14 protein-coding genes and 4 tRNA genes are annotated in these 16,215 nt (G+C 55.3%); 4 read left to right on the top strand and 14 right to left on the bottom strand.

Annotated features, from left to right (window positions below):
• Window positions 1–15 precede the first annotated feature (15 nt).
• Genes hemC through hemY form a run of 4 tightly spaced genes read left to right on the top strand, consistent with a single transcriptional unit; the run spans window position 16 to window position 4,050 of the window.
• Complete coding sequence (hemC, locus tag L579_RS08240) at window positions 16–957, top strand: hydroxymethylbilane synthase (RefSeq protein ID WP_021183790.1); 942 nt, start codon at window positions 16–18, stop codon at window positions 955–957.
• A complete protein-coding gene (hemD, locus tag L579_RS08235; RefSeq protein ID WP_021183789.1) occupies window positions 954–1,694 on the top strand; it encodes a uroporphyrinogen-III synthase in 741 nt (246 codons plus the stop codon). Before hemC ends, hemD begins: the two co-directional genes overlap by 4 nt.
• A gap of 23 nt (window positions 1,695–1,717) precedes the next feature.
• Window positions 1,718–2,851 (top strand): uroporphyrinogen-III C-methyltransferase, encoded by a 1,134-nt coding sequence (hemX, locus tag L579_RS08230; protein WP_021183788.1) that lies wholly within the window; start codon window positions 1,718–1,720, stop codon window positions 2,849–2,851.
• A 2-nt stretch (window positions 2,852–2,853) separates the two neighbouring features.
• Window positions 2,854–4,050: a protoheme IX biogenesis protein HemY gene (gene hemY / locus L579_RS08225; RefSeq protein WP_021183787.1), complete on the top strand. Its 1,197-nt coding sequence runs from the start codon at window positions 2,854–2,856 to the stop codon at window positions 4,048–4,050.
• A 620-nt stretch (window positions 4,051–4,670) separates the two neighbouring features.
• Here the strand turns inward: hemY and L579_RS08220 are convergent.
• The 14 genes from L579_RS08220 to wecA form a co-directional block, all read right to left on the bottom strand.
• Window positions 4,671–4,747: transfer RNA gene (locus L579_RS08220), tRNA-Pro, on the bottom strand.
• A 25-nt stretch (window positions 4,748–4,772) separates the two neighbouring features.
• A tRNA-Leu gene (locus L579_RS08215) sits at window positions 4,773–4,859 on the bottom strand.
• 16 nt (window positions 4,860–4,875) lie between these two features.
• Window positions 4,876–4,951 (bottom strand) — tRNA-His (locus L579_RS08210).
• Between the two features lie 64 nt (window positions 4,952–5,015).
• Window positions 5,016–5,092: transfer RNA gene (locus L579_RS08205), tRNA-Arg, on the bottom strand.
• A 158-nt stretch (window positions 5,093–5,250) separates the two neighbouring features.
• A complete protein-coding gene (gene wecG, locus L579_RS08200; RefSeq protein ID WP_021183786.1) occupies window positions 5,251–6,000 on the bottom strand; it encodes a lipopolysaccharide N-acetylmannosaminouronosyltransferase in 750 nt (249 codons plus the stop codon).
• A 24-nt stretch (window positions 6,001–6,024) separates the two neighbouring features.
• Window positions 6,025–7,368, bottom strand: a complete 1,344-nt coding sequence (gene wzyE / locus L579_RS08195) for an ECA oligosaccharide polymerase (protein WP_021183785.1) — start codon at window positions 7,366–7,368, stop codon at window positions 6,025–6,027.
• Window positions 7,365–8,435 carry a TDP-N-acetylfucosamine:lipid II N-acetylfucosaminyltransferase gene (locus tag L579_RS08190; protein ID WP_021183784.1) on the bottom strand — a complete coding sequence of 357 codons (1,071 nt, stop codon included), beginning with the start codon at window positions 8,433–8,435 and terminating at the stop codon, window positions 7,365–7,367. The genes wzyE and L579_RS08190 overlap by 4 nt, the downstream gene beginning before the upstream one ends.
• The gene (gene wzxE / locus L579_RS08185) at window positions 8,432–9,685 is read right to left on the bottom strand and encodes a lipid III flippase WzxE (protein ID WP_021183783.1); all 1,254 of its coding nucleotides are present in this window, start codon (window positions 9,683–9,685) and stop codon (window positions 8,432–8,434) included. Before wzxE ends, L579_RS08190 begins: the two co-directional genes overlap by 4 nt.
• Entirely contained in the window at window positions 9,685–10,815 is a 1,131-nt protein-coding gene (gene rffA, locus L579_RS08180) for a dTDP-4-amino-4,6-dideoxygalactose transaminase (protein ID WP_021183782.1), read from the bottom strand. The genes wzxE and rffA overlap by 1 nt, the downstream gene beginning before the upstream one ends.
• Window positions 10,802–11,509 carry a dTDP-4-amino-4,6-dideoxy-D-galactose acyltransferase gene (gene rffC / locus L579_RS08175; RefSeq protein WP_021183781.1) on the bottom strand — a complete coding sequence of 236 codons (708 nt, stop codon included), beginning with the start codon at window positions 11,507–11,509 and terminating at the stop codon, window positions 10,802–10,804. The genes rffA and rffC overlap by 14 nt, the downstream gene beginning before the upstream one ends.
• 21 nt (window positions 11,510–11,530) lie before the next feature.
• On the bottom strand, window positions 11,531–12,790 hold the full coding sequence (wecC, locus tag L579_RS08170; RefSeq protein ID WP_021183780.1) for a UDP-N-acetyl-D-mannosamine dehydrogenase: 1,260 nt from the start codon (window positions 12,788–12,790) through the stop codon (window positions 11,531–11,533).
• Window positions 12,791–12,792: 2 nt separating this feature from the next.
• Window positions 12,793–13,917, bottom strand: a complete 1,125-nt coding sequence (gene wecB / locus L579_RS08165; RefSeq protein WP_021183779.1) for a non-hydrolyzing UDP-N-acetylglucosamine 2-epimerase — start codon at window positions 13,915–13,917, stop codon at window positions 12,793–12,795.
• Between the two features lie 10 nt (window positions 13,918–13,927).
• Complete coding sequence (wzzE, locus tag L579_RS08160; RefSeq protein ID WP_021183778.1) at window positions 13,928–14,977, bottom strand: ECA polysaccharide chain length modulation protein; 1,050 nt, start codon at window positions 14,975–14,977, stop codon at window positions 13,928–13,930.
• A gap of 28 nt (window positions 14,978–15,005) precedes the next feature.
• Window positions 15,006–16,082: a UDP-N-acetylglucosamine--undecaprenyl-phosphate N-acetylglucosaminephosphotransferase gene (gene wecA / locus L579_RS08155; RefSeq protein ID WP_021183777.1), complete on the bottom strand. Its 1,077-nt coding sequence runs from the start codon at window positions 16,080–16,082 to the stop codon at window positions 15,006–15,008.
• Between the last annotated feature and the right edge of the window lie 133 nt (window positions 16,083–16,215).

Here is a 16,215-nt window from a genome sequence, read left to right as displayed (position 1 = left end):
AAAACGGTTAACAGCATGTTAGACAAAATTTTCAGAATTGCTACAAGACAAAGTCCCCTCGCACTCTGGCAGGCACAATATGTCCAGCAACGCCTGATGACGGCGCACCCTGGTCTGCGCGTAGAGCTGGTGCCAATGGTCACCAAAGGTGATGTCATCCTTGATACGCCGCTGGCTAAAGTGGGGGGAAAAGGGCTTTTCGTCAAGGAGCTGGAGTTGGCGATGCTGGAAAATCGCGCCGACCTCGCCGTGCATTCGATGAAAGATGTGCCGGTAGATTTCCCTGAAGGACTCGGCCTGGTCACCATCTGCGAGCGCGAAGACCCACGCGACGCCTTTGTCTCCAATCATTACGATTCTATCGATGCACTGCCGCAGGGCGCGGTCGTCGGCACCTCAAGCTTACGCCGTCAGTGCCAGCTCAGCGCACGCCGTCCCGACCTGGTGATTCGCTCGCTGCGCGGCAATGTCGGCACCCGCCTGGGCAAACTGGATGCCGGTGAGTATGACGCCATTATTCTGGCTGCTGCGGGCCTTAAGCGTCTTGGCCTGGAAGAGCGCATCCGCTTCGCGTTACCCGCTGAAATCTCATTACCGGCCGTCGGTCAGGGCGCAGTCGGCATTGAATGCCGCCTCGACGATGCCGAACTGATTGCCCTGCTCCAGGCGCTGAATGACGGCGATACCGCGGTTTGCGTGCGCGCTGAACGCGCCATGAACACCCGTCTGGAAGGCGGCTGTCAGGTACCGATTGGTAGCTTTGCGGTGCTGGAAGGCGATCAGCTGTGGCTGCGTGGTTTGGTGGGTTCACCAGATGGCAGCCAGATGATCACCGGCGAACGTCGTGGCCCGCGTGATCAGGCGGAGCAAATGGGTATTTCGCTGGCGGAAGAGCTACTGGAAAATGGCGCACGCGAGATTCTGCGTGAGGTTTATCAGGGGCAGCCGCCTGCATGACCATTCTCGTGACCCGTCCCGAGCCAGCAGCCAGTGAACTGGTCGCACGTTTGCGAACCCAGGGGAAACTGGCGTGGATCTTACCGCTGATTGAGTTCACACCGGGTCGCGATATTGTTCACTTGCCACAACAACTTGCCGCACTGCAACCCGGTGACCTGGTGTTCTTGTTGTCACAACAGGTGGTGACCTTTGCCCACCCGGCGTTGCAAAGTCAGGGCTTCGCCTGGCCCACGCATCTTGATTACTACGCCATTGGCCGCAGCACCGCGCTGGCGTTGCATACCGTCAGTAATCTGAAAGTAGACTATCCTCATGCGCGGGAAACCAGCGAAGAACTGGTGCGTCTCAACCGTTTACAACAGGTGAACGGCAAACGTGCCTTAATTCTGCGCGGCAGTCCCGGTCGTGAGTTGCTGGCAGATACCCTGACGGAACGCGGTGCCGATGTGCGTTACTGCGAATGCTACCAACGTTGTGAAAAAACCTATGACGGTGCCGTTGAGGGGCGTCGCTGGCGCGATCGCGGAATTACCACGCTGGTGGTGACCAGCGGTGAAATGTTACAACAACTGTTTGCGCTGTTTCCGCCAATCGATCGACGGGAATGGTTATTACACTGTCGGCTGGTGGTCGTCAGTGAACGTTTGGCTACCCTGGCAGCCACACTGGGCTGGCAGGATATTGATGTAGCCGATGGTGCCGATAACGATGCGCTGCTGCGTGCGTTACGCTGAACTTAACATTGGGATGAGCCGCAATGACGGAACAAAAAGCCTCCTCCGCCGTGGTTGACGAAACCACACCAGCGGGCGACAACGCTACTCCTCCAGCTAAAAAATCACCGCGCGACAACAAACGCGATGGCAAGGTGCTGGGTGCGGTGGCGATTGTGATTGCGCTGGCGATTGGCGCGGGCCTTTACCTGAATGGGAAACACCAGGCCGACTTACAGGCTCAGACTAACCAGAATCTGAGTGAGCAACTGAGCGCACTGCAACAGCAACTGGGCAGCGATAAACAACAGCTGACGCAGCAACTGGAAAGCGCCAACAGCGCCTTGCAGGAAGCACGTAACCAACAAGACGCCAGCGCCAAAGAGCTGGAAGCCTTACGGCAAAAAGTCGCCACTATTTCGGGTAACGATACCCGCACCTGGCTGCTGGCGCAGGCTGATTATCTGGTCAAACTGGCGGGGCGTAAGCTGTGGAGCGATCAGGATGTCACCACCGCAGCCGCGTTGCTGAAAAGCGCAGACACCAGCCTCGCGGAAATGAATGATCCGAGCGTAATGAATGTACGTCGCGCCCTGACTCAGGATATCAGCTCGCTTTCAGCCGTCAGCCAGGTCGATTACGACGGCATCATCCTCAAGCTGAATCAACTGTCGAACGGCGTGGATAACCTGCGACTGGCAGATAACGACAACGACGATTCGCCGATGGATGCCGACAGCGGCGAGCTTTCCAGCTCACTGCATGAATGGCGGCAGAATCTGGTGAAAAGCTGGCACAACTTTATGGACGGCTTTATCACCATCCGCCGCCGCGATAACACCGCGCAGCCGCTGCTGGCGCCTAACCAGGATGTCTATCTGCGAGAAAATATCCGTTCGCGTCTGCTGATCGCCGCCCAGGCCGTGCCACGCCATCAGGACGAAATCTACAAACAATCGATTGATGCCGTCTCCACCTGGGTACGTGCCTGGTATGATACCAATGATGCCGCGACCAAAGCCTTCCTTGATCAGCTGGACGAGCTGAGCCAGCAAAGTATCTCGATGGATGTCCCTGATTCGTTGGAAAGCCAGCAACTGCTGGATAAGTTGATGCAAACCCGCGTGCGTAATCTGTTGGCGCAGCCATCGGTTGCGGCTGACCAGCAGGGAGGCTAAGCATGCTAAAAGTATTGGTACTTTTTCTGCTGTTGATCGCCGGTGTGGTGCTCGGCCCAATGTTGGCCGGTCACCAGGGTTATGTGCTGATCCAGACCGACAATTGGAACATTGAAACCAGCGTTACCGGCCTGGCCATCATCCTGATCCTCAGCCTGCTGGTGATTCTGTTCGTTGAGTGGGTGCTGCGCCGTCTGTTCCGTACCGGCGCACGTACCCGTGGCTGGTTTACCGGTCGTAAGCGTCGTCGCGCGCAGCGTCATACTCAAACCGCGCTGATGAAGCTGGCAGAAGGCGATTACAAGCAAGTTGAGAAACTGCTGTCGAAAGATGCCGATCACGCCGACCAGCCAGTCGCTAACTATCTGCTGGCGGCAGAAGCAGCGCAGCAGCGTGGCGACGAGCTTCGCGCTAACCAGCATCTGGAACGTGCCGCCGAGCTGTCGCAAAACGACACCATTCCGGTGGAGATTACCCGAGTTCGTCTGCAACTGGCGCGCAATGAAGACCACGCCGCCCGTCATGGCATCGACCGTTTGCTGGAAGTGGCACCACGTCACCCTGAAGTGTTACGTTTGGCTGAGCAGGCCTATATCCGTACGGGTGCCTGGGGCGCGCTGCTGGATATCCTGCCCTCGATGCAAAAAGTGCAGATCAACGATGATACCCAGCGCGCAGCGCTCCAGCAGCAAGCATGGCTGGGCCTGATGAATCAGGCGATGGCCGACCAGGGCAACGATGGCCTGAAACGCTGGTGGCAAAATCAGAGCCGTAAAACCCGTCAGGAAACTGCGTTGCAGGTGGCAATGGCGGAGCATCTGATTGAGTGCGATGACCCGGATACCGCGCAAGCTATCGTGCTGGATGGGCTGAAGCGCCAGTACGACGATCGTCTGGTGCTGCTGATGCCGCGTATCAAAAGCGGCGATCCAGAGTCGCTGGAGAAAGCGCTGCGCAATCAAATTAAACAGCACGGCGCAACACCGCTGCTGCACAGCACGCTGGGTCAGATGCTGATGCGTCACGGCGAGTGGCAGCAGGCAGCAGAAGCCTTCCAGCAGGCGCTGGCGCAGCGTCCCGATGCGTTTGATTACGCATGGCTGGCAGATGTCTACGATCGCATGCACCGGCCGGAAGAAGCGGCGAAGATGCGTCGTGAAGGACTCCTGCTGACGTTGAAGAACAACCCCAGCGCCTGATTTCTCGATTGTTATTTTTGTGCACGCCGGGCTTGCCCGGCTTTTTTTGCGCTAAATTCTATCATCAGGCGAGATAAATCACGTCACTACAGAATGTATGTGATGGTAGCGGCACGATTTATCGCGCAGATTTTGCAGATAAAAAAACACCTGCCAGAGGCAGGTGTAAGATCAGGTCGGTAAGACAACTGATGGTATCCGACTCAACGTAATGTCCGGGTTTGCAGTAAGGCTTGCGCGATGCTGCCTGGCTGGACAACGGATACCGTAAGGGGCTCTGCATCATTCCCAGGTTTATGCAGCATCAGCAGACATAAGAGGTGGAATGAGCATCTACGAAGATATTATTGCACAAGCCGTGCCAGGTTTGCAGATGACAAATTAAATCTATATTTATCAGATGGTTATTTTTATCGATGTGCTAAAGCCAAACGATGATGTCGGGATACAGCGACAAATCGGCTCCAGATTGTCTCCGCTGAGCGACAGGCAATGCAAGGATATGTAAAACACATATAAATCAACAAGTTGCATGTCTCAGAACAGAGACAATGGCATGAAATCACTTTTCTACAGACGAAAAAAAACCTGCTCTTAGCAGGTTGTTTTTCATATTAAGATGGTCGGCGAGAGAGGATTCGAACCTCCGACCCACTGGTCCCAAACCAGTTGCGCTACCAAGCTGCGCTACTCGCCGATTTTTTTTATCTTAATATTTTGCCTGGTGCGAAGAGAGGGACTTGAACCCTCACGTCCGTTAAGACACTAACACCTGAAGCTAGCGCGTCTACCAATTCCGCCACCTTCGCATGTCCCAGCAAAATCTGGGGTGGCTAATGGGACTCGAACCCACGACAACTGGAATCACAATCCAGGGCTCTACCAACTGAGCTATAGCCACCATAAATCTTTTTACTGCCTAACGCGGTATTTAAAACCACCGAAGCTCTTGCGCACAAACTTAATGGCGCGCCCGACAGGATTCGAACCTGAGACCTCTGCCTCCGGAGGGCAGCGCTCTATCCAGCTGAGCTACGGGCGCGTAGCGCCGTTGCGGATGTGCATACTACGGACCTGATACCAGACTGTCCAGTGCTTTTTTCATAAAAAAACGCGTTTGGTTACGCTTTGTGCATTCCGTCGATAAATACTGCACTTTATGCCTGCCCCAACCAGAAATTGCTGCATTAATCAGCAATATCAGAGATCGCCGCGCCAGTGATAGCCTAAATATTTCAGCAACTTTATTTGGCGTCGCCAGCGCGAAGGCTGACGAATCAAGCGATACAGCCATTCCAGCCCAAGTTTTTGCCAGCTACGGGGCGCGCGCGCCACCCGCCCGGTAAACACATCATAGGTGCCACCTACCCCCATATACAGCGCGTCGGGCCAATGGGCGCGGCAATCACGCATCAGCAACTCCTGACGTGGCGATCCCAGCGCGACAGTCACAATCTGCGCTTTGCTGGCAGCAATACGCGTAAATAACGCCTCGCGCTCATCCGGGGTAAAATAGCCATCCTGGCTGCCGACAATGTTCACCTGCCACTGACGGCGTAGTTTTTCGCAGGTTTCCTGCAACACAGCGTCACGACCGCCAATCAAAAAGACCGGGATGCCACTGCGGCCAGCACGTTCCATCAATGCCTCCCACAAATCGGCTCCGGCAATTCTGTTTACCCGTAGCTGCGGATATTTCTTGCGTAACGAATGTACAATGCTGATGCCATCGGCATATTTAAATTCGGCTTGCTCAATCAACGCACGGACTTGTGCATCGCTTTCCAGCGTCAACATCTTTTCGGCATTGATCGCCACCAGCGTACCACTGCGCGGCTTCTCGTCAGGCAGAAGAAAGTCGAGAAAGGACGCCCCATCCTGAAAAGCGTAGAGATCGATACCGCGTAGCGAATAACGCCGCTCCTCTTTTTTTATCGTATTCAACGTCAAACGTTTTCCTGTTGTCCCCGGAGGTTAAAAAGGGCTGGGTAACACCGGCTCACCGCGTTGTCGGATCAATCCGGCACGGTCCAGCAGCCAGTAAAGCAACTTCGCCACCAATAAGCAGGCGGCAAAAATAACGCAGAAAAACACCACGCGTGACCCGAAGGCATCCAGCCCCTCACGCGCCAGCACGATCATGTTAAACACCGCACCAAAACAAAAACTTTGCAAAATGGCCCCGTTATAGCGATTAGTCTCATGACGACCACGCGCGTACAGCGTATCGAAGCCTTTCATTAACAGGCCCACCGCAACGGCACCCAGCGGAATAAACCACACGCCACCCATCACCAACAGCGACCCAAGTAACGTTGGCGAGATCGCCAGCCCGGAGTGGTTATTCAGCACTTCCCAGGTAAAGTAGTTAGCGCTGTTCAGCACCATCGACGGACGTCCCGGCCACAGCCAGCTCGGAATAAATACGTAAAAATCACGCCACATTGGGGCCAAGCCCTGAAACGAGATTTTGTCGTAGTGCTGCAACAACAACGCCAGATTCTCCCACGGAGAGAAGGTATCGCGCGTCAGATAAAGGAAGGTGTAAAACGCCTCATCCCCCATCACATTGAGGTTATAACGACGCAGCGCCAGCCAGAACATGCCACCAATCGCCAGCACCCCCGCAGCAGCCAGCATCCACAGCGTGATCCAGCCGCGGGTAATACCGATAAACAGGAACAGCGCAAAGGCGATGATGATGTTCGCGCGCGTGCCCCCCACCAACGCATAGGTCAGCAGGCCAAAAGCCACGGAAACCAGCAAAAACAGCAGCCACTGACGCAGCGTCGGGTTGAGGAAGTAACGAATCAACATCGCCGGGATGAAGAAGTAGAAGAAGCGTTTTAGCGCTACACCGGAGACTTCGCTGGAGAAGATCTGGTTATAGGCCGTCAGCCGGAACAGCAGCAAGCCATTATGCAGGAAAAACACCGTTACGGTGCCGATTGCCACCAGCGCCAACAGCAGACAGGTGAGATGGGTTTCCACCCGGTTCATCTGCAACCAGGGTTTGCGCGGCACGCGAGTGGCCGGACGCAAACGGACTTTGTAGCTCACGTAATAGATGGCATAGAAACTGGTGGCAGCCAGTAGCGCCTGCAACAGAAATTCTGCGGGCACCACCGCCATATTGAAGCGGAACACCAGAATGCTGGTCAGTGGAAAGCCAAAATAAAATGTCAGTAAAAACAGAATGGTAAAGAACAGGTGGAAGTTGAAACGCACCCGTTTAAATTCCCGCCAGGTCAGAGTCAGGATAAAACCCAGCGAGAACAAATACACCACCAGCAGACCGCTGAACTGCAAGAGGGTCATAAGTTCTCCGTTTCACTCAGAGTGAGTGCCTCGCGCCACCCTGCCAGATAGCCGGGGGCAAAGAATGCGATGGAGGCAGGACCGCACTGCATCAGCTGGCGCTGTGCCTCTGCGACCCGCGCGCTGTCCAGAGCATCGTCGCTGAACAACACCGGTAATCCCTGCTCACTAAGATCGCGCCAGAACGGGTTTTTGCGGCTGAGAACAAACGGAATGCCAGCCTGAATCAGCAGGCAGAGGGTACCAATCCCCTGCTGGCGTTCAAACATAAAATAACCCAGGTGGCAACGGCTGAGCAGCGCAAGATAGGCGTCAAAATCGATCTTATCGCGCAACAGCGTAACCTGCCCATTGGGGAAAAGTAACGCGGCTTCAGTAGCGACTTCGTTAATATATGTATCATTATTAGCGGGATAGCCAAGCGGTATCACCACCTTTATTTGGTCACCAAACTGTGACTTGATAGCCTGCAAACCCGCGATATGGCGATTGCTGCGATCGCCCGAATTACCCAACAACACGGTAAAATCATGCGGTTCTGTCGCAACAGGCACGGCACATTCCGGCATCCGTGTCGGGAAATAAAGCAAAGATGTCGGCACCCGCGGATGCCGTTGCTGATAATGGTGCAGGTCGCCGCGTGTCGCGAACACGCGCGCCATACGCCCTTGCGCGAGACGCCGCAGCAGATAGAACAGCTGATACTTCAGACCGCTGCCCTCTTCATATAAATCTGCGCCCCATACATGCCAGAACGCCTGGTTGCGCCGCAGTTTGCCACTCAACAACGCCAGCCAAAGCCCGGGATTAAATTGCCCGTGGAAAAAGAAGCGCTGCTGCCGGTCTGTCGCACGGTTGATCACCGCCCGTGCCAGCGCCCGCTTGTCGGGAAAGGTTTCAATTTGCAATGCCTGATAAGCCTGTAATGCGTCTGGCGTTGGTGTGACCACCATAAATCGACGAGGCGTATCCTGCGGCAGTTGCGCGCTAATCACATCATTAAAGAAGCGCAGCACGGTGTGATTATGATGGGGGATATCCGATCCCAGCACATGAGTTAACGTCATTTTCTTTGGCAATAAAGGGTAAAAGCGCCACAGCAGAGCGCAAAGTAGCAAATGTAGGTCGCCATGTAGGCTTGTGCGGCACCGACCGTCCCATGTAGCGGAATCAACCAGTGGGAAAACGCCATCAGTAAGATGAACTGGCTGACTTCCGTCAAAATATAGAAACGCAGCGACGCTTTAGCGATAACCAGGTAACCAAAGACATAGGCACCGACTTTGAACACGTCACCACACAGTTGCCAGACAAACAGATCGCGCATCGCGGCGAACTTTGTGGAGAAAAGCAGCCAGATGGCCACATCACGCAATAACCAGACGCAGAAGCTGGCAGCCGCCACCGCGGGCAAAACAAAGCGCAGCGCGCGCAAAATTTCCCGCGCAATCTGTGGCTTATGCTCCAGCCGGGCCAGGGTTGGCAACAGCCAGACGCTAAAGGTGGCGGTGATAAATTGCAGATACGCATCAGAAATGCTGGTGACACCTTGCCACAACCCGACCTGCGCCCAGCCTTGCTGTTGCGCCAGCAGGTTTCGCATCAACACCCAGGCCACCGGCAGCGTCACCGAGGTGATCAGCGCCATTAGGGTAAACTTCGCCAGATTGCGCGCCAGTTCCGGCTCCCAGACCGGTTTTAACCAACGTAGTGGCAACACCTGCTGATGACGTCGCAACATCATCAGCGCTGGGATCACCACCAGCGCAGGCACCAGCGCTAACCCAACCAATGCTCCGGCGTAACCGCCGATCCACCAGCACAGCGCATACGCCACCACGCCAATCAGGCTACCGGCAATCAGCGCCAACGCGTTACCGCGTGCATCACGAAAACCTTTCAACAATGCCAGCGTCAGATTCGCCCAAGCGATACCAAGCTGGAGAAATGCCACGATGCGTACCACGCCCTGATAATGATCGTGGCCGAATAACGCCCGGCTAATCGGTGCCGCAGCCAGCAAAAACACCACCGCCAGTAGCGTGGAGAAGCCAAGCACCAGCGCGGATGCCGTTCCGGTGACAGCCCGTAGCGACGCGGGTTGCTGCTGAAATTGCGCCACATAGGTGGTCACGCCGTTAAATATGCCGGCACCGGCCAGCACACCAAGCACGGTAATCAGCTGACGGAAGTTTCCGGCCTGGCCGATGCCTTCCGGGCCGAAACTGACGGCCAGCAATTTGACCACCAGCAACCCAGCAACAATTTTGACCAGCGTGGACGACGCGGTCCACACCGAGGCTTTAGCGAGTGACATCAGGCAAAGAAGCTCAACAGGGAATTGATCACCGTGCGCTGATTGTTGTCCGACAGATTGTAGAACAGTGGCAAACGCAGCAAACGTTCGCTCTCACGGGTGGTGACAACATCATCGCCGTGGAAGCGGCCAAAACGCGCGCCCGCCGGTGATGAATGCAGTGGGATGTAATGAAAAACGGTGAGAATTTCGGCTTCTTTCATCCAGTTGATCAGCGCCTGACGATCGCTGCTGTCACGCAGTTTGATGTAAAACATATGCGCGTTGTGGCGGCAGTCGCCTGGCACCACCGGCAAGGTAAGGCGTCCGGCAGCCGCCAGCGGCTGAAGCGCCGCATAATAGTTATTCCACAGGCGCAGGCGCTGCTGATTGATACGCTCGGCCACTTCGAGCTGCGCCCAGAGATACGCGGCCTGTAAATCCGCCATCAGATAGCTGGAGCCGATGTCGCGCCAGGTGTATTTATCCACCTGGCCACGAAAGAACTGGCTACGATTGGTGCCTTTTTCCCGGATTATCTCAGCACGCTCGACCATTTTTGCGTCATTAATCAGCGTAGCTCCGCCTTCACCACCTGCGGTGTAGTTTTTGGTTTCATGGAAGCTAAAACAACCAATATGACCGATGGTGCCAAGCGCACGCCCTTTGTAGTTTGACATCACCCCCTGCGCTGCATCTTCAATCACGTAAAGCTGATACTTTGCCGCCAGCGCCATAATGGTGTCCATTTCGCAGGCAACACCGGCGTAATGGACTGGCACGATAGCGCGGGTTTTCTCGGTGATCGCCGCTTCAATCAGGGTTTCGTCGATGTTCAATGTATCGGGGCGCACATCCACAAACACGATTGTGGCACCACGCAGCACAAAGGCATTGGCCGTGGATACAAAGGTGTAGCTCGGCATAATCACTTCATCGCCGGGCTGGATATCAATCAGCAACGCAGCCATCTCCAGCGAGGCCGTGCAGGAAGGCGTCAGCAGAACCTTTTTGCTGCCGAAATGCTGCTCCATCCATTGCTGGCAACGCCGGGTAAAGCCGCCATCGCCGCAGAGCTTGCCGCTGGCCATCGCCGATTGCATATATTCAATTTCGCTGCCCACGATCGGGGGCGCATTAAATGGGATCATGTGCGTTCCTGTAGAACCAGTAAGCCGTGCTTTCCAGCCGTGCACCGCTGCGTAAATAGAGACGCATCGCCGTCAGATTGCTGAGTTGGGTAGCAACACGTAGCCGATTAAGCTGGCGCACCCTCCCCCAGTCAGCGGCCGACAGCAGCAAGCGCTGGCCGATACCCTTACCCTGTGCTTCCGGCAACACCGCCAGCAGCCCAATGCGCGCATCACCGTCCTGCTCGCGTATCGAGACAAAACCCTGCAATTCGCCCTGTTCATCGCAGGCAATCAAGCACTGGTTATCAAACGTGCCGCGTACTGCGTTCTCAATCCACTGTGCGTAGAAACGGCTGCTGTCATCCGCCTTAAACCACGGGGTACGAAAGCGGCTCAGACGAAACGCCACTCCGGCGGCGGCACGCAATGCCGGGATCTGCGCTTCACGCGCGATGCGCACGCCAGTTTGCCGCTCGGTACGTTTGATATTGATGGCGAGATCGGCTTCCCCTTCCACCAACTGAAAACCGTGCTGGCTGATGGCATCGATCACATCGTTGCGTTCAGCCGCGACCTTGATTTGCCACAAGCCACAGGGCTGCTGCAATGCGTGCGCCAGCGGTGTGTCGCCATCGATATCGAGGCGCGCGGTATTCAGGCTAAAGAAGCCACTCTCCCACGGCAGTGGGTTAATGCTGACACGGATGGACATGGTTGTTGACCAGAAAGTGTTTCATCGCCAAACCCCTTTAGTATCGACAATCCACGCCTGCGTGACCTGCGCAGCATCAATGTCACGGAACGGCATGTGATCAACCAGCATCACCAAAATATCAGCCTGTTGAAGTGCCTCGTTGGTCGTTACCAGCGTAGCTTTACCCGCCAGGCGGTTAGGGATCGTGTTGATATGCGGTTCAACTACCCAGGTGGCGCCGCTGTGCCAATCGGCAATCAGTTCTGCCACGGTCATGGCCGGGCTTTCACGCAGGTCATCAATATTGGGTTTAAACGCCAGGCCAAAGCAGGCGATACTCACTTCGCTGGCGCGTTTGCCACTGGCGGTCAGGCATTCGGCTAACGCCTGCTTCACCTGATCCAAAACCCAGAACGGTTTGGCATCGTTAACTTCTCGCGCGGTGCGGATCAGACGCGCCTGCTGCGGGTTTTGCGCCACGATAAACCAGGGATCGACAGCAATGCAGTGACCGCCCACACCAGGGCCGGGTTGCAGAATGTTGACGCGTGGGTGGCGATTCGCCAGCGCAATCAGTTCCCAGACGTTAATTCCCTGTTCAGCGCAGATCAGTGACAGTTCATTGGCAAACGCGATATTAACGTCACGGAAGCTGTTTTCTGTCAGCTTGCACATCTCCGCCGTGCGCGCGTGGGTTTCTACACACTCGCCACGCAGGAAGATGCGGTACAGCTCGCTGGCACGCGCGGAGCAAGCGGGTGTCATGCCACCGATCACGCGATCGTTTTCAATCAACTCCACCATCACTTTGCCAGGCAACACGCGCTCCGGGCAGTAGGCAATGGCGATATCGGGTGCCTCACCATGCTGCGGAAAACGCAGGTCAGGACGCGCAGTCGCCAGCCAGGCGGCCAACTGTTCCGTCGTCCCAACCGGGGAAGTGGATTCGAGAATCACTAAATCGCCCGCTTTTAATACCGGAGCGATAGAAGACGCTGCCGCCTGGACATAGCTGAGATCCGGCTGGTGATCACCGATAAAAGGCGTGGGAACCGCAATCAGAAAGGCATCGGCTGCTTCCACCTGGGTCGTGGCGCGCAGAAAACCGCGCCGCACGGCCTCGTGGACCACCTTGTCGAGTTCCGGTTCAACAATGTGAATTTCACCACGATTGATGGTTTCGACTGCGTGGGCATTGATATCAACGCCCACCACTTTAATTTCCCGAGAGGCAAAAACGGCTGCGGTCGGCAGCCCAATGTAACCCAGTCCAATAACGGAAATGGTTTGAAAACTCATGGTTAAACTCTATGATTTTTAAGAACCTGCAAAATGCGCGCGCAGGCCTGGCCGTCGCCATAAGGATTGTGCGCATGGCTCATCGCCTGCCAGACTTCATCGTTGTCCAGCAACAGGCTGACTTCTGCCACAATTTTATCAATATCCGTACCCACCAACCTGACCGTGCCAGCAGCAACCGCCTCCGGGCGCTCGGTGGTGTCTCGCATTACCAACACCGGTTTGCCAAGTGACGGTGCCTCTTCCTGAATACCACCAGAATCCGTGAGGATCAGCCATGCGCGGTTCATCAACCAGACAAATGGCAGATACTCCTGCGGCTCGATCAGAACGATATTTTCGATCCCGCTCAGAATACGATTGACCGGCTCGCTGACATTCGGATTGAGGTGCACCGGGTAGACGATCTGCGCCTGCGGGTGCCGACGGGCAATCTGCGCCAGCGCGCTGCAAATGCGTTCAAAACCGTCGCCAAAACTCTCCCGTCGATGCCCGGTGACCAGAATCAGCTTTTTCTCCGAGTCGAGGAACGGATAATGCGCCGTCAGCCGGGCGTTCAGATCGGCGTCGTCCAGTACGCGATCACGCACCCACAACAAGGCATCAATCACCGTATTGCCGGTGACGAAAATCCGCTGTTCCGGCAGATTTTCGCGCAGCAAATTCTCTCGTGAGTTTTGTGTAGGCGTGAAGTGATAACTTGCCAGGTGCCCGGTCAGGGTACGGTTAGCCTCTTCCGGCCAGGGCGACATCAGATTCCCGGTTCGCAGACCGGCTTCCACATGCCCTACCGGGATTTGGTGATAAAACGCCGCCAGGCTGGCAGCCAGCGTCGTGGTGGTATCGCCATGTACCAGCACCACATCGGGACGGAAATCGGCCAATACGGTTTTCATGCCCTGCAAAATACGACAGGTGATTTCCGTCAGTCCCTGCTCCGGTCGCATGATATTGAGGTCATAGTCGGGTTGCAGATTGAACAAACGAAGCACCTGATCAAGCATTTCACGATGCTGGGCGGTGACGCACAGGCGCGATTCAAACGCCGAATCCTGGGCCAGCGCTTGCACCAGCGGTGCCATTTTGATCGCCTCAGGACGAGTACCAAATACGGTCAGAACTTTCACGCGGCTTCTCTCAATGACTCGTTGGTGACATCGGGCGCGGACGGCGCACCAATGCAACCCCCGCTCCCACCAGCGCGCCGATGACGCCCCACATGATCATCATAAACAGCCGACGTGGGCTATCACGCTTAACCGGTTCTTCTGGTGTACGCAGATAGCGGTAGGTCTGAAACTGTTTATCCACACGCGGCCCGGCCTGCAATGTACTCAACATCGCTCTGTTTTGATCATAGCTTAAATCGTACGCCGGACCGCTGGCCTGCAAGGTATCGAGCTGCGCCTGCAACATTTGCTGCCCCAGCAGGAAGCGGTCGCTGTCCGGTAGCGTTTCACCCGTCACCGGCGCGCGGTTTTCTTTGATACCTTGCTGGCTGGCGATTTTCAGCGCCTGCTCAATACGCTGACGCTGCCGGGCAAATACCGCCTGTGCCACATCTTCCTGACGCTTCAACTGCGCCTGCAACTGTTCGGCTCGCGCCTGCCAGGCACCTTTCAGCTCCGCATTCAAATGGCGCGCGGCCCGTTCGCTGGCGTAAGCAATGTACTGTCGCAGCAGGTTATTGGCATCACTGGCGCTTTCGGCCACCAGCCTGACGCTGTTCAACGTATTGTGAGCCGGATCGGCAGGTGTGAACTGAATATTGTTGATCTGATCATCAAGTAACGCCGCATCGTTGTGGGCGTTACCGCTTTTGCGGCTTTTATAGTAGTCGGTCTGCAACCAGAAATCCCGCCGAGTGTCCCATGAGGCCAGTTGCATGATGAATTCCTGGTAGACATCATCCATGACCGTTGGCCCAGGCGAGCTGAGATTTAGCGTGTTGTTACGCACATCAAGGTTTTTGAGCAGTTGCTGCTGGACGAAGTAATCCCCCAGCATGTTGACGGTGGGTCGATCGGTGATCGCCGTGGTGCTCCATGTCTGTTTCATCAGCATAGACACCAGCCATGCCAGCAACGCGAACAGCAACGCCAGACCAACGATCCAGCGTTTACCACGCCATAGCGTACAGCACAGGCCGCGAATATCCAGTTCGTTCTCCACAACTCCAGAGGTCATAACAAGGGATCCTTTTCTGGGTACTGATTTATTTCTTATCATCGCCAACGCTTTGCCAGCGACGTTTGATTCGGCGAACTTTGCGTGCCACACGCCAGGCGTGCTTCAGGCAATAGCCATAGAAGAAAAATGCCAACAAAAACAATACCAACATTACCCATTCCGGGATGAAGGCCAAATACTCACCGAGGACACCAATACCCGCCAGAATCGCCGCCGCCACGGTAATCAACAGGAACGCCTGTCGTGACGTAAAACCCGCACGCATGATCAGATGATGGATATGCTGGCGATCGGCAGAAAATGGGCTCATCCCTTTGCGCAGACGGCGATACATGATGGCAACCATATCCATCAGGGGAATGGCAATCAGCCACAGCGCGGTGACCGGGGTTATCGGATGACTTAATCCCTGGGTGGTTTCCAGCAGGATCCAGATGATGGTGAAACCAATCATGGTACTGCCTGCATCACCCATAAACACTTTATAACGCCGTCCGAGGAAACCAAGGTTAAGCAGGATATAGGGGATGGTGGCGGCAATCATGGCAAAGCACCACATTGACAGGCTGGTTTGCCCGTCAAAGTAAAGAATGATCCCCATCGCACCGAAGGTGACTGACGACAGCCCGCCCAGCAGGCCATCAATCCCATCCACCATATTGAAGGCGTTAATTGCCGCCCAAACGGCAAACAGCGTCAGTACATAGCCAAACGGCCCGACAATCAGTTCGACCGGGCCGATAATAAAACCGAGGCTAAGCAGATAGAGTTTGGCTCCGGCCATCATCACTATCGCGACTGTAGCCTGCACCGTAGCACGGATTTTCACGCTGATATCGAAGCGATCGTCCAGCGCGCCAACCAACACCAGCATCCCGGCGCAGCCGAGGTACAACAAGGAATGCGGGAGATAGTAATTCGAAATGAGAAACGCGAAGCAGATCCCCGCATAGACGGAAATCCCGCCGACGAGCGGAATCGCTCCATGATGGCGTTTTCTGGAGTTTGGCGTGTCAACCAGTCCGATTTTTTTAGCCACTTTGCGAGCAAAAAACAGGAACGCTAAGGAAAACAGAAAAACTAAACCAAGCTCAGTACTCATAGTGAGTAAATTCACATTAACGCTCTCAGCTAAAATCGTGGACAACAATAGGCGAACTTTTTGCCTTTGCCGTTCATCCTTAGTCCTAATTCTGCTCCAGAGGTGCGCGTTTGGTTAAAAAACCAGCACTTCC

This window comes from Pantoea sp. AS-PWVM4, assembly GCF_000468095.1.
Classification (GTDB): domain Bacteria; phylum Pseudomonadota; class Gammaproteobacteria; order Enterobacterales; family Enterobacteriaceae; genus Pantoea; species Pantoea phytobeneficialis.
Note: the sequence above shows the minus strand (reverse complement) of the source record. Positions and strands in the feature narration are given on the sequence as shown.